Annotated in this window: 20 protein-coding genes; 11 read left to right on the top strand and 9 right to left on the bottom strand. The window is 61.2% G+C overall.

Features of this window, described 5'->3' with window-relative positions; genetic code table 11:
* The first annotated feature begins 10 nt into the window (after positions 1-10).
* Positions 11-2203, top strand: coding sequence for a CBM35 domain-containing protein (locus VZP09_RS15425; protein WP_328795260.1), 2193 nt, complete (start codon positions 11-13; stop codon positions 2201-2203).
* 50 nt (positions 2204-2253) lie between these two features.
* Positions 2254-3654 carry a glycoside hydrolase family 1 protein gene (locus tag VZP09_RS15420; RefSeq protein ID WP_002914970.1) on the top strand — a complete coding sequence of 467 codons (1401 nt, stop codon included), beginning with the start codon at positions 2254-2256 and terminating at the stop codon, positions 3652-3654.
* Positions 3655-3707: 53 nt separating this feature from the next.
* On the opposite strand, the gene flhA is transcribed toward VZP09_RS15420, so the two are convergent.
* The 6 genes from flhA to hypA form a co-directional block, all read right to left on the bottom strand.
* Positions 3708-5780: a formate hydrogenlyase transcriptional activator FlhA gene (gene flhA / locus VZP09_RS15415; RefSeq protein ID WP_004185384.1), complete on the bottom strand. Its 2073-nt coding sequence runs from the start codon at positions 5778-5780 to the stop codon at positions 3708-3710.
* Positions 5781-6016: 236 nt separating this feature from the next.
* Entirely contained in the window at positions 6017-7027 is a 1011-nt protein-coding gene (hypE, locus tag VZP09_RS15410) for a hydrogenase expression/formation protein HypE (protein ID WP_328795259.1), read from the bottom strand.
* A complete protein-coding gene (gene hypD, locus VZP09_RS15405; protein ID WP_004174679.1) occupies positions 7024-8145 on the bottom strand; it encodes a hydrogenase formation protein HypD in 1122 nt (373 codons plus the stop codon). The genes hypE and hypD overlap by 4 nt, the downstream gene beginning before the upstream one ends.
* Positions 8145-8417, bottom strand: a complete 273-nt coding sequence (locus VZP09_RS15400; RefSeq protein ID WP_002914934.1) for a HypC/HybG/HupF family hydrogenase formation chaperone — start codon at positions 8415-8417, stop codon at positions 8145-8147. The genes hypD and VZP09_RS15400 overlap by 1 nt, the downstream gene beginning before the upstream one ends.
* Positions 8408-9280 carry a hydrogenase nickel incorporation protein HypB gene (gene hypB / locus VZP09_RS15395; RefSeq protein WP_004890205.1) on the bottom strand — a complete coding sequence of 291 codons (873 nt, stop codon included), beginning with the start codon at positions 9278-9280 and terminating at the stop codon, positions 8408-8410. The genes VZP09_RS15400 and hypB overlap by 10 nt, the downstream gene beginning before the upstream one ends.
* Before the next feature lie 3 nt (positions 9281-9283).
* Positions 9284-9628, bottom strand: coding sequence for a hydrogenase maturation nickel metallochaperone HypA (gene hypA / locus VZP09_RS15390; RefSeq protein ID WP_002914928.1), 345 nt, complete (start codon positions 9626-9628; stop codon positions 9284-9286).
* 209 nt (positions 9629-9837) lie between these two features.
* On the opposite strand from hypA, the gene hycA reads away from it, so the two are divergent.
* The 9 genes from hycA (at position 9838) to hycI (ending at position 17642) form a co-directional block, all read left to right on the top strand.
* Positions 9838-10287, top strand: a complete 450-nt coding sequence (gene hycA, locus VZP09_RS15385; RefSeq protein WP_002914925.1) for a formate hydrogenlyase regulator HycA — start codon at positions 9838-9840, stop codon at positions 10285-10287.
* Between the two features lie 82 nt (positions 10288-10369).
* Positions 10370-10978, top strand: coding sequence for a 4Fe-4S dicluster domain-containing protein (locus tag VZP09_RS15380; RefSeq protein WP_004151047.1), 609 nt, complete (start codon positions 10370-10372; stop codon positions 10976-10978).
* Positions 10975-12801, top strand: a complete 1827-nt coding sequence (gene hycC, locus VZP09_RS15375; protein WP_004890213.1) for a formate hydrogenlyase subunit 3 — start codon at positions 10975-10977, stop codon at positions 12799-12801. The genes VZP09_RS15380 and hycC overlap by 4 nt, the downstream gene beginning before the upstream one ends.
* A gap of 2 nt (positions 12802-12803) precedes the next feature.
* A complete protein-coding gene (locus tag VZP09_RS15370; protein ID WP_328795258.1) occupies positions 12804-13727 on the top strand; it encodes a respiratory chain complex I subunit 1 family protein in 924 nt (307 codons plus the stop codon).
* Between the two features lie 16 nt (positions 13728-13743).
* Entirely contained in the window at positions 13744-15453 is a 1710-nt protein-coding gene (gene hycE / locus VZP09_RS15365) for a formate hydrogenlyase subunit HycE (protein ID WP_004151044.1), read from the top strand.
* A gap of 9 nt (positions 15454-15462) precedes the next feature.
* Entirely contained in the window at positions 15463-16005 is a 543-nt protein-coding gene (locus VZP09_RS15360; protein ID WP_002914893.1) for a formate hydrogenlyase complex iron-sulfur subunit, read from the top strand.
* A complete protein-coding gene (locus VZP09_RS15355; protein ID WP_002914891.1) occupies positions 16005-16772 on the top strand; it encodes an NADH-quinone oxidoreductase subunit B family protein in 768 nt (255 codons plus the stop codon). Before VZP09_RS15360 ends, VZP09_RS15355 begins: the two co-directional genes overlap by 1 nt.
* Entirely contained in the window at positions 16769-17179 is a 411-nt protein-coding gene (locus VZP09_RS15350) for a formate hydrogenlyase maturation HycH family protein (protein ID WP_002914887.1), read from the top strand. The genes VZP09_RS15355 and VZP09_RS15350 overlap by 4 nt, the downstream gene beginning before the upstream one ends.
* Positions 17172-17642, top strand: a complete 471-nt coding sequence (gene hycI, locus VZP09_RS15345; protein ID WP_004174683.1) for a hydrogenase maturation peptidase HycI — start codon at positions 17172-17174, stop codon at positions 17640-17642. Before VZP09_RS15350 ends, hycI begins: the two co-directional genes overlap by 8 nt.
* Here the strand turns inward: hycI and VZP09_RS15340 are convergent.
* The 3 genes from VZP09_RS15340 to ascF all read right to left on the bottom strand — a co-directional run bounded on the left by VZP09_RS15340 (position 17639) and on the right by ascF (position 21022).
* Positions 17639-17947 carry a SymE family type I addiction module toxin gene (locus tag VZP09_RS15340; RefSeq protein WP_002914883.1) on the bottom strand — a complete coding sequence of 103 codons (309 nt, stop codon included), beginning with the start codon at positions 17945-17947 and terminating at the stop codon, positions 17639-17641. The genes hycI and VZP09_RS15340 overlap by 4 nt on opposite strands.
* A 181-nt stretch (positions 17948-18128) precedes the next feature.
* Positions 18129-19553 carry a 6-phospho-beta-glucosidase gene (locus VZP09_RS15335; protein ID WP_328795257.1) on the bottom strand — a complete coding sequence of 475 codons (1425 nt, stop codon included), beginning with the start codon at positions 19551-19553 and terminating at the stop codon, positions 18129-18131.
* 26 nt (positions 19554-19579) lie between these two features.
* Positions 19580-21022 carry a PTS cellobiose/arbutin/salicin transporter subunit IIBC gene (ascF, locus tag VZP09_RS15330; protein ID WP_004211588.1) on the bottom strand — a complete coding sequence of 481 codons (1443 nt, stop codon included), beginning with the start codon at positions 21020-21022 and terminating at the stop codon, positions 19580-19582.
* Positions 21023-21090: the final 68 nt, after the last annotated feature.

The raw sequence follows: 21090 nt of genomic DNA, 5'->3' as shown, positions 1-21090 counted from the left end.
AGAGAGAACGATGAAGCCGATGAAAAACCTGCTGCTGATGGGGCTGCTGTCCGCGCTGGCGGCCGGCGGGGCGCTGGCCGCCGAGCGCTCGCACTTTACGCACTTTATCACTCGCGACGGCGCCACCCTCAAGGACGGCGACAAGGTGTTTCGTTTCGCCGGGATCCACGCGCCGGAGCTACACCGCATTGAAGACGACGCCCGCGGCCCCTGCAGGGCAGACCCGCGCGGCTGGGGGCAATACTTTAAATGGCCAACGGCCCAGGAGCAGCAAAACTGGATCCAGGCGATGGTGCAAACCGGGGCGAAAGCCCAGCGCGTCTACGTGCTGTCGGTGCAGCAGGAATTTGATAAGGCCTGCGGGCGCGAGACCCATATTCTGGCGCCGGAAACGGCGGACGGCATGCCGCGGCTGAATGAGAAAGCCATGCGGGTGTATGACAACATGATTGCCGAAGCGGATAAACAGGGATTGCGTCTGATCCTGCCGTTTATCGACCACTGGTGGTGGTGGGGCGGGCGCGAGCAGCTGGCGGCGTTCTATCATGAAAAAGCGGAAGACTTTTATCGGACCGATAGCAAGACCTTCAAAGCCTATCTGGATGTGATCCGCCAGGTTATCACCCGGACAAATACTGTCACCGGCCGCGCCTATTATGATGAAAAGGCGATCATGGCCTGGGAAACCGGTAACGAGCTGGAGGATACCAACGCCGATTTCCTGCATCAGACCGCGGCGTGGATTAAAAAATGGGCCCCTCATCAGCTGGTGGTGGATGGTACCTATAAGAAAATCAATTCCTTTGCGCTGACCGACCCCAATGTGGATATCGTCAGCAATCACTATTACACCAATGCCGATAATAACCATCCCGGGCAGGTGACGCAGGATCTGCGCGCCGTCGGCGGACAAAAAGTCTATCTCGTCGGCGAGTTTGGCCTGCTGCCGGCGGATCAACTGAACGCCATTATGCAGTCGATTGTTCACAGCGACGTCAACGGGGCGCAAGCCGCCGGCGGGCTTATCTGGGGCTTCCGCGGCCATCGTCACGACGGCGGCTTCTACTGGCATAAGGAGTCGACCGGGCACTACAGTTACCACCTGCCGGGGTTTGCCAAAGAAGGCGAAGCGAACCAGGAGCAGGCGGTGGTCGATCTGGTGCGCACCGCCGCGGCGCAGATGGCCGGGCAGCAGACGATGGCGCCGCTGCCGAAGCCGGACGCGCCTTTGCTGCGCGAGACCACCTCGCCCTTCGCGATCAACTGGATGGGCGCTGCGGTAGGACGCAGCTACGATGTCGAACGCGCCGCCTCACCGACCGGGCCGTGGACGGTGGTGGGCCGGGATATCTCCGATGGCGTTAACGAATGGAATCCAGAAACCATGGTTCTGTTCCGCGACGATTATCGTCAGCTTCAGCTCGGGCACACGTATTACTACCGGGTGACGGCGAAAAACGAGAGTGGTCGTTCGGCTCATTCCAATGTGATTAGCGTGCAGCATAGCGAGGAGAATCAGCCACCGGTTGTCACGCTGGAGCCGGCCCTAACCACCACGCAGGACCAGGGCGTCGAGCTTACGGCCAGCTGGCAGGACGATGGCCTGCCGTCGCGAGAGGTTAAGGTGGGCTGGCAGCACGCCGGCGATGGCCAGGTGCATTTCTGCCATGCCGATCGGGCTCAAACCCGGGCCTGGTTTACGGCGCCAGGCACCTATGCGCTGACGTTCACGGCGGACGATGGGCTGCTGAAAAGCAGCAAAACCGTGACCGTGACGGTGGGCGAGGCGACGGGGAAAGCGCCAGCGGATTTTTGTCGTTATCACGGCGAAGTTTATGGCGTGGCTGAGGGGCGGCTGACGGTGATGAAGAGTGATAAAGACGCGCTGGCAGTTGGCGAGGACGGCTTCCTTGGCCCATTCGCCAACGAGGGGGATAAGATCGGCTGGCAGGTGCAGGCGCCGTGGAGCGGTCAGTTCCTGCTCAATGTGACCTTCAACGGCAAATGGGGCGGTAAGCAGAACTCGTTTGTCGTCAACGGGGGCGCTCCGCAGGCGGTGGCCTTCCCGCAGACGGATGAGCAGGGCCAGCAGCTGCGGATACCGGTGACGCTTAACGCGGGGACTAATCAGATTGACTTCGGCCGCTTCACCGGCGACTGGGGCTATATGTTCATTAAATCGATCGAAGTGGTCGCTGAGTAGTACGTTCAGGCTGCGCCAGACGGGCGCAGCCTTTTTTCGAAGGAGAGGTTATGCAGCAGTATCAGTTTCCGCAAGGGTTCCTGTGGGGGGCGGCGGCGTCCGGCCCGCAAACGGAAGGGGTCACCAATAAGCGCCATCGTTCCATCTGGGACAGTTGGTTTGCCGAACAGCCGGAGCGATTTTATCAGCAGGTAGGGCCGCAGACCGTGTGTGATACTTATCATCAGTATCCGCAGGACGTAGCGCTGATGAAACAGACCGGCTTCAACTCATTTCGTACCTCGATACAGTGGTCACGACTGATCGCTGATTTGGAAACCGGCGCGCCGGACCCGGACGCGGTGCGTTTTTATCACGCCTATCTGGATGAGATGATCGCCAACGGCATTGAGCCGATGATCAATCTCTACCACTTTGATATGCCGGAAGCGCTGCAGAAACAGTACGGCGGCTTTGAATCGGCGCACGTAGCCGAGCTGTTTGCCCGCTTTGCCCGCACCGCCTTTAGCCTGTTTGGCCATAAGGTTAAATACTGGATAACCTTCAACGAGCCGATTGTGCCGGTTGAGGGAGGCTACCTGTACGACTTCCACTATCCATGTAAGAAAGATGGCCGGCTGGCGGCGCAGGTGGCGTTTAACATTATGCTGGCGCACGCCAAAGCGGTAACGGCTTATCGTGAACTGGCGCTGGCGGGCGAGATCGGCGTGGTGCTCAACCTGACCCCGAGCTATACCCTCACCGACAGCGACGCGGATAAAAAAGCCGCCGGGTATGCCGACCTGTTTTTTAACCGCAGCTTCCTTGACCCGCTGGTAAAACATGAATTCCCCAAAGCGCTGTGCGAGATCCTTGCCGCCCACGACTGCCTGCCGACGACCAGCAAAGACGACGCGGCGTTGATCCTCAGCGCGGATATCGATTTTCTTGGGGTAAACTATTATGTGCCGCGGCGGGTAAAAGCGCGTGAGAGCGAATATGACCTCGATTATTTCACCCCGGAATACTATTTCGAAAACGCGGTGAACCCGCAGGGCCGCTTTAATCCTTATCGTGATAACAACGAGATCCTGCCGCAGGCGATCTATGACATTGCCGCCAATATTCGCGATAACTACGGCAATATTAAGTGGTATCTCGCGGAAATCGGCATCGCGATGGATCGACAATCAGAGGGCGAGCCCGGGGCGGACGGGGTGATAGACGATACTTTCCGCATCCAGCTGATGGAGGAGCATCTGGTGCAGCTGCATCGGGCGATAGCCGACGGCGCGAACTGCTTTGGCGTGCACCAGTGGACGTTTATCGACAACTGGTCGTGGATCAATGCCTTCAAACGGCGCTACGGCTTCTGGCGACTGGATCTGGAGACCGGCGAGCGACAGATAAAACGCAATGCGCTGTGGTTTGCCGAACTGGCGACCAGCAACGGTTTTACCAGCGATAAATAGCGCGCTGCGCCAGCGCTCCCTCTCACCGGCGCGGAAAGGGGGAGCGCGCGAGGTTACACCAGTTCGTCTTTATTAATACCCAGCCGCTTCATGCGTGACAGGAGCGTGGTGCGCTTGAGCCCCAGCCGCTGGGCGGCGCCTTTCGGCCCGGCCACCACGCCGTTGCTCTCCTTCAGCACCCGGACGATCAGCTGATATTCATCCTCACCTTCCTCAGGCAGGACCGCCGGCGTCCGCGGGGCTTCCACGATATCCCGCTCCGGCAGGGAGAGCTGCAGTACGTTGCCGCGGGTGAGCAATACCGCCCGTTCGATAACGTTTTCCAGCTCGCGCACGTTGCCCGGCCACTCCATACGCGTCAGAGTGCGCAGGGTTTCCGCCGGAATGCTGTCGATATTGCGCCCCATGCGGCGGGCGATTTTAAAGGTAAACGCCTTCACCAGCAGCGGGATATCGTCGGGACGTTCACGCAGCGGCGGCAGATGGATCGGGAACACGTTGAGCCGGTAGTAGAGATCGCTACGGAATTCCCTGTCGATAACCATCTGCTTGAGATCGCGGTTGGTGGCGGCGATCAATCGAACGTCGGTCTGAATCAGCTTGTTGCTCCCCAGACGTTCGAACTCCTGCTCCTGGAGGACGCGCAGCAGTTTGGGCTGCAGTTCCAGCGGCATATCGCCCACTTCATCGAGGAACAGGGAGCTTTTGTCCGCCAGTTCGAAGCGGCCGATACGCTGGGCGCTGGCCCCGGTGAACGCGCCGCGTTCGTGGCCGAACAGATCGCTCTCCAGCAGCCCGGCGGGCATCGCCGCGCAGTTCATCTTCACCATCCGCCGACCGTTGCGTCCGCTGAGGTTGTGGATAGCGCGGGCGATAAGCTCTTTGCCGGTGCCGGTTTCGCCGAGGATCAGCACGGTGCTGTCGCTCTGCGCCACCATCTCGACCTGCTTGAGCACATTGTTCATCGCCTCGCTGCGGCCGATAATCTCGCCGAATTCGCTCTCGACATTATTGAGCTGCTCGGTGAGCGCGAGGTTCTCATCCACCAGCCGCTCTTTCAGGCGCTGAATTTCGCGGTAGGCGAGGGCGTTATCGATAGCGATCGACACCCGCTCGGCGATCTGCCGCAGCAGCTTGAGATTGGTGGTGGTGAAAACCTGTTCGTCGCACTGCGCCAGCTTAAGCACCCCGAGCAGGGTATTGCCGGACATCAGCGGCAGCAGGCACAGGGTCTGGATCTTATTGCCCCACATCTCGAAGAGCATTTTCTCATACGGCGCGAGAGTGTCATGTTCGTGCAGATTAAGCAGCAGCATCTCTTTGCTTTTGAACACGCGCTCGGTGAGGGTGCCGGCTTCATCCACCTCGCTCTGGTCGTGAACCGGGTGGCTGGCGTCAAGATAATGCGTGGAATAGATGTTGAGCTTCCCCTTGCGGTCGCTGCGCAGCACCACGCTGATGGCGTCGATCCGGAAGTAGCGATGGATCTCTTTCGCCACCTCGCTGACCAGCTCGTCGATATCCAGTCGCGAGAGCACCGCGTTGGTGATCGCCACCAGGATGCGAAAGTTGTCGCGCTCGTGGCACAGCAGATCGTAATCGACGTTATTGCTGACCCGGTTCTGAATCTGTTCGGTGACGACGGCGACGATCTGCGCGAAGGTATGCAGCCGCTGGAACTCTTTCTCGCTCCACGGCCGGTTGTCACGGCGGAGGAATTCGCAGCCGCCGAAGATCCGCCCGTCCGCCGCCAGCGGCAGCAGCGAGTAGTAACCGAACGGACGATACAGTCCGCTGCGGATAAGCTGCGGCCAGGTGTCGGCAAAGGTTTCATGATCGCAATGCAGGGCATCCGGCCGGGAGAGTAAGCGACGCACCGGACCGTGGGCCAGGACGGTTTCATCCTCGTAGCTTACCGGATGGCCGGCCTCATCGCAGGCGTACCTGGCCGCGCGGTGATTACCCGCGTTCCACAGGATGATGGCCGCCTCATCGGCCAGCGCGGACTGTTGCACCAGACGGGTCAGGGTTTCGCTTAGCGCGGCCAGATCGGGCTGCTGTAATAAAAGCCGGGTGATATCGAACAGCCCCTGCTGGCCGAGATCGCTCATCGGTGTATACGACATTGCTTACGTCCAAAACGCGCCGACAACGCGGCGCATAAGAAAATGATGGTACAAATAATAGTATGTTAATAAAGCGGTTATTGCCGCTTTAACCCATCCATGGGCGCCCGCTGGTTTGGGCAAAATAATTACGCTGGCTTTTTCCCGGCTCGCGCTGCGCTTAGCCGGGCTACATGTGCGCGCAGTTTTGTAGCCCGGAAAAGGCGCCAGCCGCTATCCGGGACCCGACGCCGTCGTTAACAAATTCTCGGCAGCGGTTCGGCGTGGGGAAGATCGAGCGTCCGCTTCACGCCGTACAGCCCAACGGAACGTACGCCCGGGCGGACGACCACTTCGCCGATTATCGCCGCATCGCGTCCTAACGCGTGAGACCGCAAATGCGCCAGCACGTTTTCCGCCTCGTCGCGGGCGACGGCGAGCACCAGCTTGCCTTCATTGGCGAAGTTCAGGGCGTCCAGACCAAGCAGCTCGCAGACGCCGCGCACCGTGTCGTTGACCGGCAGCGTTGCCTCCTGCAGTTCGATGCCGCAGCCNCTGGCGGCGGCGAACTCATGGGCGACCGCGTTAACCCCGCCGCGGGTGGCGTCGCGCAGGGCTTTCACTCCGCTCAGCGGGCGCAGGGTCTGGATAAGCGGCGTCAGCACCGCGCAGTCGCTGGACAGCGCGCCGTCCAGCCCCATCTGCTCGCGCAGGTTAAGGATGGTGGCGCCATGATCCCCCAGCGTGCCGCTGACCAGCAGCACATCACCGGCGCTAATCTGCTGCGTCCCCCAGTGAACGTCCGCCGGGATGGCGCCGATGCCGGCGGTGTTAATAAACAGCTTATCCGCCGCGCCGCGCGGCACCACTTTAGTGTCGCCGGTGACGATGGCGATCCCTGCCGCCCGGGCGGTGTCGGCCATGCTGGCGACCACCGCTTCCAGGGTGGCCATCTCCAGCCCCTCTTCGAGAATAAAGCCGCAGGAAAGATAGCGCGGGATGGCGCCGCTGACCGCCACATCGTTGGCGGTACCGCAGACGGCCAGCTTGCCGATATTGCCGCCGGGAAAGAACAGCGGGTCAATCACGTAGCTGTCGGTGGAGAAGGCGAGGCGGTCCCCCTGGGCGGCGAGCGCCGCCAGATCGAGGCGCGCCTGATCCTCCTGCTCCGCCAGCCAGGGGTTGGCGAAGGCCTGCATAAACAGGTCGCCGATCAGCTGCTGCATTGCCTGTCCCCCGCTACCGTGGGCTAACTGGACGCTTTTCATACTTCATTTTCCTGACTGCGATATTGATACCAGGCGGCGCAGGCCCCTTCAGAGGAGACCATTAGCGCGCCAAAGGCGCTTTGCGGATTGCAGGTGCTGGCGAAGAGCGGGCACTGGTGCGGTTTACAGCGGCCGGTCAGCACCTCGCCGCAGCGGGCGCGCGGGTCGTCGCACACGCGCTGCGGCGCCGGGCGAAAATGCGCCTCGGCATCGAAGCGCTGATAGGCTGGCGTAAGCTGCACGCCGGAGTCGCTGATGACCCCCAGGCCGCGCCATTCGCTGTCGCCATCCAGGCGGAAGACGTCGGCCATCGCCGCCTGCGCCAGCGGGTTGCCGGCATCCGGCACCACGCGACGGTACTGATTTTCCACATCGCTGCGCTGCGCTATTGTCTGCTCAACCAGCATCACCGCGCCTTGCAGTAGATCAAGCGGTTCGAAACCGGCGACCACTAAAGGACGGTGATAGTCGCTGGCGATAAAGCCGTAGGCCTCGGTGCCGATCACCATACTGACGTGGCCCGGGGCGAGAAAGGCGTCGATACTGTTGTCCGGCTGGTCCAGCAGGCTGCGCAGGGTCGGCAGCAGGGTGATGTGCTGGCAGAAAAAGTAGAAGTTATCGACGTTGCGCTCTCGCGCCTGACGCAGGGTCAGGGCGGTAGCGGGCATGGTGGTTTCGAAACCAAGACCAAAAAAGACCACCTCGCGCTGCGGATTTTGCTGCGCCAGCCGCAGAGCGTCCATCGGCGAGTAAACGATGCGGACATCGGCGCCGCGGGCTTTCGCCTGCAGAAGCGAGCCGTTTTTACCCGGCACGCGCATGGCGTCGCCGAAGGTGCAGAAGATCACTCCCGGGCGGCTGGCAATCTCAATGCAGGCGTCGATGCGCCCCATCGGCAGGACGCACACCGGGCAGCCGGGACCATGAATAAATTCGATGTTCTCCGGCAACAGCTGGTCGAGCCCGAATTTAAAAATGGCATGGGTATGGCCGCCGCAGACCTCCATGATGCGCAGCGGTCGCGCGGCGGTGTGCGGCAGCAGACGAGCACGCTGCTGAAGATGGGCCACCAGCTGCATCACCTGTTCGGGGGCGCGGTATTCATCTACGTAACGCATTATCGCTCCTCGCCGTACAGCAGCGCGCCGACGTCCGGCTCCACGTCAAACATATTTTGCAGCGCCTCGAGGGTGTCGCGGGCTTCGGCTTCATTAATGACGCTCATGGCGAAGCCGACGTGCACCAGCACCCACTGGCCGAGCCGCGGCTGGCCCTGCTCATCAACGGCGCCGACCAGCGTCAGGTCGACGTCGCGCTGAATACCGCAAACTTCCACCTTCGCCAGCACGCCGTCGATGGCGCAAATTTGTCCCGGAATGCCTATGCACATCGCTGCGTCTCCAGCCAGGTGAGCCATTGCTCCATGCCTTCGCCGCTGGTGGCGGAGACAAGAATAATTTCAATATGCGGATTGACCTCGCGGGCGCAGGCCAGGCACCGCTCAACGTCGAAATTGAGATACGGCAGCAGGTCGACTTTGTTGAGCAGCATCAGGCTGGCGGCGGCGAACATATGCGGATACTTCAGCGGTTTGTCTTCGCCTTCGGTGACCGACAGCACCGCCACCTTATGGCGCTCGCCGAGATCAAAGCTGGCCGGGCAGACCAGGTTGCCGACGTTTTCGATAAACAGAATGCCGCGGTCAGCCAGCGGCAGGCGCGGGGCGGCGTCGGCGATCATCTGGGCGTCGAGATGGCAGCCTTTCCCGGTATTGACCTGAATCGCCGGGGTGCCGGTGGCGCGAATGCGGGCGGCGTCATTGACCGTTTGCTGATCGCCTTCAATCACCGCGCAGTCGGCGCGTCCTTTCAGCCGGGTGAGGGTTTCGGTGAGCAGGGTGGTTTTGCCGGAGCCGGGGCTGGAAACCAGATTCAGCACCAGCTGCTGTTTTGCTGCGAAGCGTGCGCGGTTGCGTGCCGCCAGGCGGTTGTTTTTATCCAGCACGTCGATCTCCACTTCCAGCATCCGCCGCTGGCTCTGCCCCGGGGCGTGGGTACCCGCTTCGCCGTGGCCGTAATGCAGGTCGCCCTCTGGCGTGCGGGTGGGGGCGAAGTGGTCGATTTTGACACCGGTGATGGTCATCGTCTGGCGTGGGGCGGGCGCGAAGGGGGCGCTGCGGAACGCGGAATGCGGGTTTCGTTCGTCTCCTTCAATATAGAGGTTGCCTTCGCCACAGCCGCATGTTGTACACATAATTTACTCCAATTCTAAACGCTGAATCTGTAAGCCATCATCCGCCACGATCTGCAGCTGGTCGTTATTGCAGTGCGGGCAGCGGCGAACGTGCTGCGAGACAAGATGGACGTACTGCTGACAGCGATCGCACCAGCATTCAGCCTGTTGTTCGGCGATATGCAGTTCGCACCCCTCCGCCAGCGTGCCGCGGCAGACCAGCTCAAAGCAGAAGGTCAGGGCGCTGGCTTCCACGCAGGAAAATGCGCCGACCTTGAGCCACACGCCGGTAACCCGCCGCGCGCCGGCCTGCTGCGCCTGTTGTTCAATAATTTCCAGCGCCCGCTGGCTGAGGGTGATTTCGTGCATAGTCGCCTCCGTATCGCGATGCGCCTTCTATGCAATAACGATGCCAGAATGAAATCGTCGTGGCAGTCAATGTCGATGTCGACGCCCCGGGGCTGTCATCGACATGTCGTATCGGCAGAGGGCGATATAAAAACATAGTTAAATCAATTAAATAAAATCTGGCATGAAAAATGCTTAGAGGGTGCATCTCATGCTACGGAGAAACCGATATGACTATTTGGGAAATAAGTGAAAAGGCGGATTACATCGCCGACCGTCACCGGCAGCAGCAGGAGCAGTGGCACATCTACTGTAACTCGCTGGTTCAGGGGATCACCTTGTCGAAGGCCCGCCTGCATCACGCGATGAGCTGCGCGCCGGACAAAGAGCTGTGCTTCGTGCTGTTCGGCCATTTTCAGGTGTTCGTCGCCCTCGCGGAAGGCTTCAACAGCCACACCATCGAGTACTACGTCGAAAACAAAAACGGCGGTGATAAGTATCTGATTGCTCAGGCCACCCTCGCAATGGATGGCACGGTGGACGGCCGCATCAGCAACCGCTCCCGCGACCAGGTGCTGGAGCACTATCTGGCGATTATCGCCACCGTCTATGACCGTCTGTATGACGCCATGGAACAAGACCAACCGGTGGATTTAAGCCATCTGGCGCTGACCCACTGATCGTAAGGTGTCGACACGTGTCGAAAATGACACCTGCGCAACCTGATTTCGTCAAAAATGACTTTCACCCGAGGATGACCCGGTGAACCGTTTTGTAATTGCTGACTCCACTGTCTGTATCGGCTGCCGCACCTGCGAAGCCGCCTGCTCTGAGACGCATCGCCAGCACGGCCTGCAGGCTATGCCGCGGCTGCAGGTGATGCGTAATGAAAAAGAATCGGCACCGCAGATGTGCCACCACTGTGAAGATGCTCCCTGCGCCACCGTCTGCCCGGTTAACGCCATCCAGCGCGTCGATGGCGCGGTCCAGCTCAACGAGAGCCTGTGCGTAAGCTGCAAACTGTGCGGCATTGCCTGCCCGTTCGGCGCCATTGAATTTTCCGGCAGCCGCCCGCTGGATATCCCGGCGAATGCCAATACCCGGCTGGCGCCCCCCGCGCCGCCGGCGCCGGCGCGCGTCAGCTCGCTGCTCGACTGGGTACCGGGCGTGCGCGCTATTGCCGTGAAATGCGACCTCTGCCACTTCGATGACCAGGGCCCGGCCTGCGTGCGGACCTGTCCGACCAACGCGCTGATGCTGGTGGATAGCCGTGATATCGCCCAGGCCAGCAAGCGTAAACGTCAGCTGACCTTTAATACCGACCTTGGCGACTTGTCGCTGTTCCAGGCGCAACAGGGGGAGAGGGAATGAGTGTAATTGGATTAGTGAATCAGGCGGTGGCGTGGTATGCCGCCAGCGCCGTACTGGCCTTTCTGTTTGCCATGCGCAAACCGCTCAGCGGCGCCATTGCCGGGATCGGCGGCGCGGTGGCCAGCGCCATGCTGGTGGTCGCCGGCGGCGCCGCGCTGCTGATGCCGGAGCGGATCCACGGCGGCATGCTGCAGTTTCTCCACCTGACGATACGGGTAGGGGGCGTCAACGCGCTGTGGCTGCTGGCCATCGGCCTGTCGGCGCTGCCGGTGTCGCTGTTTAATATTAGCTGGCATCGCCACCCGCAGGTGAAGGCCAACGGCCCGCTGGTCAACCTGCTGCTGGCCGCCGCGACCTGCGCGGTGGTGGTGACCAATATCGGTTCACTGGTGGTGATGGCGGAGATCATGGCGCTCTGCGCGGCGTTTCTCACCGGCTGCGCCGCCTCCGGTAAGCTGTGGTTTGCCCTGGGGCGTCTCGGTACTTTGCTGATGGCCTGGACCTGCTGGCTGGTGTGGTCAACCTACGGCACCCTCGAGCTGGCGCAGATCAACCTTCAGGCGGTGGATATGATGCAGAACCCGCTGCTCTGGCTGCCGGGTCTGGTGGGGTTCGCCCTGCTGGCCGGGGCGATCCCGCTGCACGGCTGGGCGCCGCAGGCCCACGCCGGGGCCAGCGCGCCGGCCGCCGCGCTGTTTTCCACGGTGGTGATGAAGGTTGGTCTGTACGGCATGCTGACCGTTTCGCTGGCCGGCGGCGTGCCGCCGCTGTGGTGGGGCGTGATGCTGCTGGCGCTGGGGATGATCACCGCCTTTATCGGCGGACTGTATGCGCTGATGGAGCATAACATTCAGCGCCTGCTGGCCTATCACACCCTGGAGAATATCGGCATTATCCTGCTGGGGCTGGGCGCCTTCGTCACCGGCGTGGCGACCCGCAACAGCACGCTGATGGTGCTGGGCTTTATCGGCGGCATGTATCACCTGATTAACCACAGCCTGTTCAAAACCACGCTGTTCCTCGGTGCCGGAGCGGTGTGGTTCCGCACCGGTCATCGCGATATCGAGAAGCTGGGCGGCATCGGTAAAAAAATGCCGCTGATCTCCCTCGCCATGCTGGTGGGGCTGATGGCAATGGCTGCCCTGCCGCCGCTGAACGGCTTCGCCGGCGAGTGGGTTATCTATCAATCCTTCTTCAAAATGAGCACTGGCGACCTGTTTATCGGCCGTTTGCTGGGGCCGCTACTGGCCGTTGGCCTGGCGATCACTGGCGCACTGGCGGTGATGTGTATGGCGAAAGTCTACGGCGTGACCTTCCTCGGCGCGCCGCGGACGAAAGAGGCGGAAAACGCCACCTGCGCCCCCTGGCTGATGACCCTGAGCGTGGTGCTGGCGGCGGTCTTCTGCCTCGTTGGCGGCATCGCCGCGCCGTGGCTGCTGCCGCTGGTGAGCGGCGCCTTCCCGGTGCAGGCTCAGGTATCGAGCGTGGTGTCGCAGCCGATGATCGCGCTGCTGCTTATTGCCTGCCCGCTGCTGCCGTTCCTGCTGATGATCTTCTTTAAAGGCGATCGCCTGGCGGCGCGCTCGCGCGGCGCGGCGTGGGTCTGCGGTTACGACCACGAGCAGTCGATGGTGGTAACGGCCCACGGCTTTGCCATGCCGGTGAAAGAGGCCTTTGCGCCGTTGCTGAAGCTGCGTCACTGGCTGAACCCGGTGCGTCTGGTGCCGGGCTGGCAATCGGCCTCGGCGCCGGCGCTGCTACGCGGGATCGCGCTGGTTGAGCTGGCGGTGCTGGTGGTGATTGTCATTTCGCGAGGAGCCTGAGAATGAGTCTGTTAATTGCATTGCTACAGGCGCTGGTGCTGTTTGCCGTCGCGCCGCTGTTGTCCGGGATCGTTCGCGTCGCCCGCGCGCGGCTGCATAACCGCCGTGGACCGGGGGTACTGCAGGAGTATCGCGATATCCTGAAACTGCTGGGCCGCCAGAGCGTCGGTCCTGACGCCTCGGGCTGGGTGTTTCGCCTGACGCCGTACGTCATGGTGGGCGTGATGCTGACCATCGCCACCGCGCTGCCGGTGGTGACGGTAGACTCCCCGCTGCCGGTGCTGGGGGATCTCATCACCCTGATCTACCTGTTCGCCATCGCCCGTTTCTTCTTTGCCATTTCCGGTCTGGACACCGGCAGCCCGTTTACCGCGCTGGGCAGCAGTCGCGAAGCGATGCTCGGCGTGCTGGTGGAGCCGATCCTGCTGTTGGGCCTGTGGGTGGCGGCGCAGGTCGCCGGCTCGACCCATATCAGCGCCATCACCGATACCCTTTACCACTGGCCGGCGGCGCGCAGCATTCCACTGATTCTGGCGTTATGCGCCTGCGCCTTCGCCACCTTTATCGAGATGGGCAAACTGCCGTTCGATCTGGCGGAAGCGGAGCAGGAGCTGCAGGAAGGGCCGCTGTCGGAATACAGCGGTAGCGGCTTTGGCATCCTGAAGTGGGGCATCAGCCTCAAACAGCTGGTGGTGCTGCAGATGTTTGTCGGGGTCTTCTTTCCGTGGGGCCAGATGACCAGCTTCAGCGTCNGCGGCCTGCTGCTGGCGCTGGTGGTCGCCATCGTTAAGCTGGTGGTTGGGGTGCTAATTATCGCGCTGTTTGAAAACAGCATGGCGCGTCTGCGTTTTTGTGCCACCTCCCGCGTCACCTGGGCCGGGTTTGGTTTCGCCTTTTTAGCTTTCGTCTCCTTGCTGGTGGCGTGATTAAGAGAGTTTGAGCATGTCTGAAGAAAAAATCGGTCAACACTACCTTGCGGCGCTGCACCAGGCCTTTCCCGGCGTGGTGCTGGACGAAGCCTGGCAGACCAAAGACCAGTTAACCATCACCGTGAAGGTCAACTACCTGCCGGAAGTGGTGGAGTTTCTCTACTACCAGCAGGGCGGCTGGCTGTCGGTGCTGTTCGGCAACGATGAACGTAAGCTCAACGGCCACTACGCGGTCTATTACGTGCTGTCGATGGAGCAGGGCACCAAATGCTGGATCACCGTGCGCGTGGAAGTGGACGCCAACAAACCGGAATACCCGTCGGTGACGCCGCGCGTCCCGGCGGCGGTATGGGGCGAGCGCGAAGTGCGTGATATGTACGGCCTGGTGCCGGTCGGCCTGCCGGACGAACGCCGGCTGGTGCTGCCGGACGACTGGCCGGACGAACTCTATCCGCTGCGCAAAGACAGCATGGATTATCGCCAGCGTCCGGCGCCGACCACCGACGCCGAAACCTACGAGTTTATTAACGAGCTCGGCAGCAAGAAAAACAACGTGGTGCCGATTGGCCCGCTGCACGTCACCTCTGATGAACCTGGCCACTTCCGCCTGTTCGTTGACGGCGAGAACATTATCGACGCCGACTACCGCCTGTTCTACGTCCATCGCGGGATGGAAAAGCTGGCGGAAACCCGCATGGGTTATAACGAAGTGACCTTCCTGTCGGACCGGGTGTGCGGCATCTGCGGCTTCGCCCACAGCACCGCTTACACCACCTCGGTGGAGAACGCGATGGGCATCGTGGTGCCGGAGCGGGCGCAGATGATCCGCGCCATTCTGCTGGAGGTGGAACGCCTGCACTCGCACCTGCTGAACCTCGGTCTGGCCTGCCACTTTACCGGCTTTGACTCCGGCTTTATGCAGTTCTTCCGCGTGCGCGAAACCTCGATGAAGATGGCAGAGATCCTTACCGGCGCGCGTAAAACCTACGGCCTGAACCTGATCGGCGGGATCCGCCGCGACCTGCTGAAAGAGGACATGATCCAGACCCGTCAGCTGGCGCAGCAGATGCGTCGCGACGTGCAGGAGCTGGTGGATATGCTGCTCAGCACGCCGAATATGGAACAGCGTACCGTCGGTATTGGCCGTCTGGACCCGGAAATCGCCCGCGACTTCAGCAACGTCGGCCCGATGGTGCGCGCCAGCGGTCACGCCCGTGACACCCGCGCCGACCACCCGTTTGTCGGTTACGGCCTGCTGCCGATGGAAGTCCACAGCGAGCAGGGCTGCGACGTGATATCTCGCCTCAAGGTGCGGATCAACGAGGTTTACACCGCGCTGAATATGATTGATTTCGGTCTCGATAACCTGCCGGGCGGCCCGCTGATGGTGGAGGGGTTCACCTATATTCCGCACCGCTTCGCGCTGGGCTTCTCCGAGGCGCCGCGCGGCGACGATATCCACTGGAGCATGACCGGCGACAACCAGAAACTGTACCGCTGGCGTTGCCGGGCGGCGACTTACGCCAACTGGCCGACCCTGCGCTATATGCTGCGCGGCAACACCGTTTCCGATGCGCCGCTGATCATCGGCAGCCTCGACCCGTGCTACTCCTGTACTGACCGCATGACCGTGGTCGATGTACGCAAGAAGAAGAGCAAAGTGGTGCCATACAAAGAGCTGGAGCGCTACAGCATCGAGCGTAAAAACTCGCCGCTGAAATAAGGAATCGCCATGTTTACCTTTATTAAAAAAGTTATTAAGACCGGCACCGCGACGCACGCCTACCCGCTGGAGCCGATGCCGGTGGACAAAAACTTTCGCGGCAAGCCGGAGCATACGCCACAGCAGTGTATCGGCTGCGCGGCCTGCGTGAACGCCTGCCCGTCGAACGCCCTGACGGTCGAGATCGATCTGGCCACTAACCAGCTGGCGTGGCAGTTTAACCTCGGGCGCTGCATCTTCTGCGGTCGCTGTGAAGAGGTCTGCCCGACGGCGGCCATTAAGCTGTCGCCGGAGTATGAGCTGGCGGTGTGGAAGAAAGAGGATTTCCTCCAGCAGTCGCGCTTCGCTATCTGCCACTGCCGGGAGTGCCAGCGTCCGTTCGCGGTGCAGAAGGAGATCGACTACGCCATCGCGCTGCTCAAGCATAACGGCGATACCCGCGCCGAGCTGCACCGCGAAAGCTTCGAAACCTGCCCGGAATGCAAGCGCCAGAAATGCCTGGTGCCGTCCGATCGTATTGAACTGACCCGCCATATGAGGGAGGCCAGCTGATGAGTACTTTACTTGGCCCGCGCGATGAAAACGGCATTCCCGTGCCGATGACGGTGGATGAATCCATCGCCAGCATGAAGGCCTCGCTACTGAAGAAGATTAAACGTTCGGCCTACGTCTACCGCGTCGACTGTGGCGGCTGCAACGGCTGCGAAATCGAAATTTTCGCCACCCTTTCGCCGCTGTTCGACGCTGAACGCTTCGGGATTAAGGTGGTGCCTTCGCCGCGCCATGCCGATATTCTGTTGTTTACCGGGGCAGTGACTCGCGCGATGCGCTCCCCGGCGCTGCGCGCCTGGCAGTCGGCGCCGGATCCGAAGATCTGTATCTCCTACGGCGCCTGCGGCAACAGCGGCGGCATCTTCCACGACCTGTACTGCGTCTGGGGCGGTACCGATAAAATCGTACCGGTCGACGTCTATATTCCGGGCTGCCCGCCGACGCCAGCCGCCACGCTGTACGGCTTCGCCATGGCGCTTGGCCTGCTGGAGCAGAAAATTCATGCCCGTCTGCCGGGTGAGCTCGACGAACAGCCGACCGAGCTGCTGCATGCCGATATGGTGCAGCCTCTGCGGGTGCGCATCGATCGCGAAGCGCGGCGTCTGGCGGGCTATCGCTATGGACGGCAGATTGCCGATGACTATATGCGTCTGCTTGGCCAGGGCGACAGCCAGGTGCTGCGCTGGCTGGAGGCGGAGAAAGATCCGCGTCTGACCGAGATCGTCACCCATCTCAACCAGGTGGTCGAGGGGGCGCGTATCCGATGAGCGAGACGGTGGTGTTCAGTCAGCTGAGCCGTAAATTTATTGATGAGAACGACGCCACGCCGGATCAGGCGCAGCAGGTGGTCTATTACAGCCTGGCGATTGGCCACCACCTCGGCGTCATCGACTGTCTGGAGGCGGCGCTGAGCTGCCCATGGGACGCGTATCTGGCATGGATCGCCACCCTTGAGGCCGGAAGCGCCGCGCGGCGCAAAATGGAGGGCGTGCCGAAGTATGGCGAAATCGTCATCGACAGCAGTCATGTGGCGATGCTGGCCAATGCCTTTGATAAAGCGCAGTCCGCGCAGACCCCGCAGCAGCAGGCGTGGAGCAAAACCCTGCTCAGCATGCTGCATGATATTCACCAGGAGAGCGCCATCTACCTGATGGTGAGGAGATTACGTGACTGACGTTTTACTCTGTGTCGGCAACAGCATGATGGGCGACGACGGCGCCGGCCCGCTGCTGGCGGAGATGTGCGCGGCGAACCCGGCCGGCCAGTGGGTGGTCATCGACGGCGGCAGCGCGCCGGAAAACGACATCGTGGCGATCCGCGAATTACGCCCCGAACGCCTGCTGATTGTCGATGCCACCGATATGGGCCTAAACCCCGGCGACATTCGCATCATCGATCCCGACGACATCGCCGAGATGTTTATGATGACCACCCATAACATGCCGCTCAACTATCTGGTCGATCAGCTGAAAGAAGACGTCGGCGAGGTGATTTTCCTCGGCATTCAGCCGGATATCGTCGGTTTTTATTATCCGATGACCCAGCCGGTGAAAGAGGCCGTTGCCCGGGTGTATCAGCAGCTGGCAGGCTGGCAGGGCAAGGGCGGCTTTACTCAGCTGGAGGCCGCGGACGACTAGCCCTGCGGCGAACCGGGCTCTCCGCCGGCGCACGACTGGCCGGAAGGGAGCCCCGTTCCCGGCGCTGCCAGCTCAAGATTCTCTATCACTAATTTACCGGGCGACACCGAGACTCTGACCTGCGTGCCGACCGGAAACCCCGCCTGCTCCAGCCAGTCGCCGTTTAAGCTTAATGCCGCGTGGCGGGTGTAGCGCCGCGTCTCCCGCGTTTTGCGATCCTCATGGCGTTTTCTGACATATCCCACGGTTAACTGGCGAATGGCCCTGGCTATCCCTCTGGCTGCGGTAGGGTGCTGTGCGCTCATGATGTGCTCCTTGCTGAAGATACCCCTGTAAAAGTACTGGATAAAATACCAGTTATTGTAAACAGGTGGCAAACCAGAAACTGGAATCAGGCTCGAGAAAAAAGCATGTAATGGATGCAACAGATAGCCGACGTCCGTCCCCCGGTTATCGCGGGGAACGGGCGCGCGTGGGCGAGGGTGCTTAGTCGAGATCGGCGCCGTTACTGGCTATCACCTTCTGGTACCAGAAGAATGACTTTTTACGCTTACGCGCCAGGGTGCCGTTGCCGGCATCGTCGCGATCGACATAGACAAAGCCGTAGCGCTTGCTCATCTCGCCGGTGGACGCCGAGACCAGATCGATGCAGCCCCAGCTGGTGTAGCCCATCACCGGAATGCCGTCGCCGATAGCATCGCGCATCGCCCTGATGTGCTCGCGCAGGTAGCTGATGCGATAGTCGTCATTGATGTCCCCATTGGCATCGATCTCATCGCGGGCGCCAAGCCCGTTTTCCACCAGGAACAGCGGTTTCTGATAGCGGTCGTACATCATGTTCATGGTGATGCGCAGGCCCAGCGGGTCGATGCCCCAGCCCCATTCGCTGGCCGGAATGTGCGGGTTCTTCAGCGACTTGACGATGTTGGCGGCATTGGTGTTGCTGGCGTTCATCTCCGCCGAGGCGCAGCGCGACGCGTAGTAGCTAAAGGAGACGAAATCGACGGTGTTTTTGAGGATCTCGTCATCGCCCGGCTGTTTCGCAATCGTGACCCCTTTTTCCCGGAACACCCGTGCGGCCCACCCCGGATAGGCGCCGCGGGCCTGGACATCGATAAAGAACAGGTTTTCGCGGTCCTTCTCCAGCGCCATCCATACATCTTCCGGCTTGCAGGAGTAAGGGTAGAAATTACCGCCGGCCAGCATACAGCCGACCTGATTTTGCGGGTTAATCTCATGGGCGATTTTCGTCGCCAGCGCGCTGGCCACCAGCTCGTGATGCGCGGCCTGATACTTCACCTGCTCCTGGTTTTCACCCTCTTCAAACACCAGACCGGCGCCGGAGTAGGGGCTGTGCAGCATGATGTTGATTTCATTGAAGGTGAGCCAGTATTTCACCAGGCCGTCAAAAGCTTCAAAGCAGGTGCGGGCGTAGTGGCTGAAAAAATCCACCATTTTGCGGTTGCGCCAGGAGCCGTACTCCATCACCAGATGCATCGGCACGTCGAAATGACACAGGGTGACCAGCGGCTCGATACCGTGCTTTTTGCACTCCTCGAACAGTGAGCGATAGAAGGCGATGCCCTGCGGATTCGGCTGCTGTTCGTCGCCGCGTGGGAACAGGCGGCTCCAGGCGATGGAGGTGCGAAAGACGCTGAACCCCATCTCGGCCATCAGGGCGATATCTTCTTTATAGCGATGGTAAAAATCGATCGCCTGGTGGCTGGGGTAAAATTCGTCTTCACGCAGCGTAAAGCGCTTCTCCAGGCCTAATTTTACCGGCAGGCGATGGGCGCCGTGGGGAAGGGTATCCACGGTGGTCAGCCCCTTACCGCCTTCAAGATAAGCGCCTTCAGACTGGTTGGCGGCCAGTGCGCCGCCCCATAAAAATCCCTGTGGGAAACTCGCCATGCATTACCTCATTATCAATAGTGTATTCAGGCGTGGGATGCCTGGGCCCGGGCCTGGCGCGCTCTGGCGTCGGCAGCGGCCTGCTCAACGGGAATGTCCTCAAAGCCAAGGATCAGCGTCAGGGCAAACGACAGCACCACCGACAGCGCCATCACGCCAAACACCCAGACGATGGTCATTGGATTGGCCGGATCGAAAAACTGCACGCTGGTAAACAGCCCCGGCGCCGCCATCGAATGGCTGGCCAGTCCGGCAATGCCTGCCACCGCGCCGCAGATAAAGCCGCTGATTAAGCTGGCGATCAGCGGGCGCTTCAGGCGCACCGCCACGCCGTACAGCGCCGGTTCGGAAATCCCGGCCAGAATCGCCGATGCCGCGGCGGCCAGCGCCGTCTGGCGCAGCTCCGGGTTTTTGGTTTTCCACGCTACCGCCAGCGAAGAGCCGCCGAGCGACAGGTTGGCGCCGATCTCCGACGGCATCACCATACCCTCTTTGCCGGTTTCGGCGATGGTCTGAATGATGGTCGGCGTAAAGACGCGGTGCATACCGGTCATCACCAACAGCGGCCACAGCCCGCCCATGATCGCCACCGACAGCCAGCCGAGATAGCTGTGGATCGTATACACCAGCGCGGAAATGGCGCTGCCGATCCAGATGCCCAGCGGGCCAATCAGCAGGATCGCCAGCGGGGCGGCGATCAGCACGATCAGCATCGGCTTCAGAAAGTTTTTCGTCACCGCCGGGGTAATGCGATCCACCCAGCGCTCGATATACGACAGGCACCAGGTCATCACCAGCGCCGGGATCACCGTGTAGGTGTATTTCACCGCGGTAACCGGAATAAAGGCGAATTCAACGTGTTCTCCCTGGGCGGCTTTGGCCATCAATTCGATAAACCCAGGATGCACCAGCACCCCGGCGATGGCGATAGCCAGCGACATATTAGTTTTGAATTTCACCGCCGCGGAGGCGGCCACCATCAGCGGCAGGAAGAAAAATGCGCCGTCGCCGATAAGCGCCAGCAGGGTCAGCGTCGGCGAGCCTTTCGGCAACGCGCCGCTCATCTCGAGGATCATCGCCAGCAGCTTGACCATCGATCCGCCGATAATCGCCGGGATCAGCGGAGACATGGTGCCGATCAGCGCGTCGAGGATCCCGGCGCCGATGCGTTTCAGGGTCAGCGGCGCTTTGCCCTGCGGCTCAGCCGGGCGCAGGTCGCCTGGCAGCAGATTCACCACCTCGCGGTAGGCCTGGGAGACAGTGTTGCCGATGATCACCTGGCACTGGTTATCGCTGCGCACGACGCCGAGCACCCCGGCCAGGCCTTTCAGGGTAGAGCTATCGACCTGTACGTCGTCTTTAACCACGAAGCGCAGACGGGTCATACAGTGGGTAACGGCGGCGACGTTGTCGACCCCGCCGATTGCCGCGACTATCTGTTGCGCCAGGGCTGCATAATTTTTCGACATCGGATTTTATCCTGTTTATCAATAGGGTACTGATCTGCCACCGCCCCGCATCGCTGGGCGATACCATG

The organism is Klebsiella sp. EMBS2024, assembly GCF_036233805.1.
Classification (GTDB): Bacteria; Pseudomonadota; Gammaproteobacteria; order Enterobacterales; family Enterobacteriaceae; genus Klebsiella; species Klebsiella pneumoniae.
Note: the sequence above shows the minus strand (reverse complement) of the source record. Positions and strands in the feature narration are given on the sequence as shown.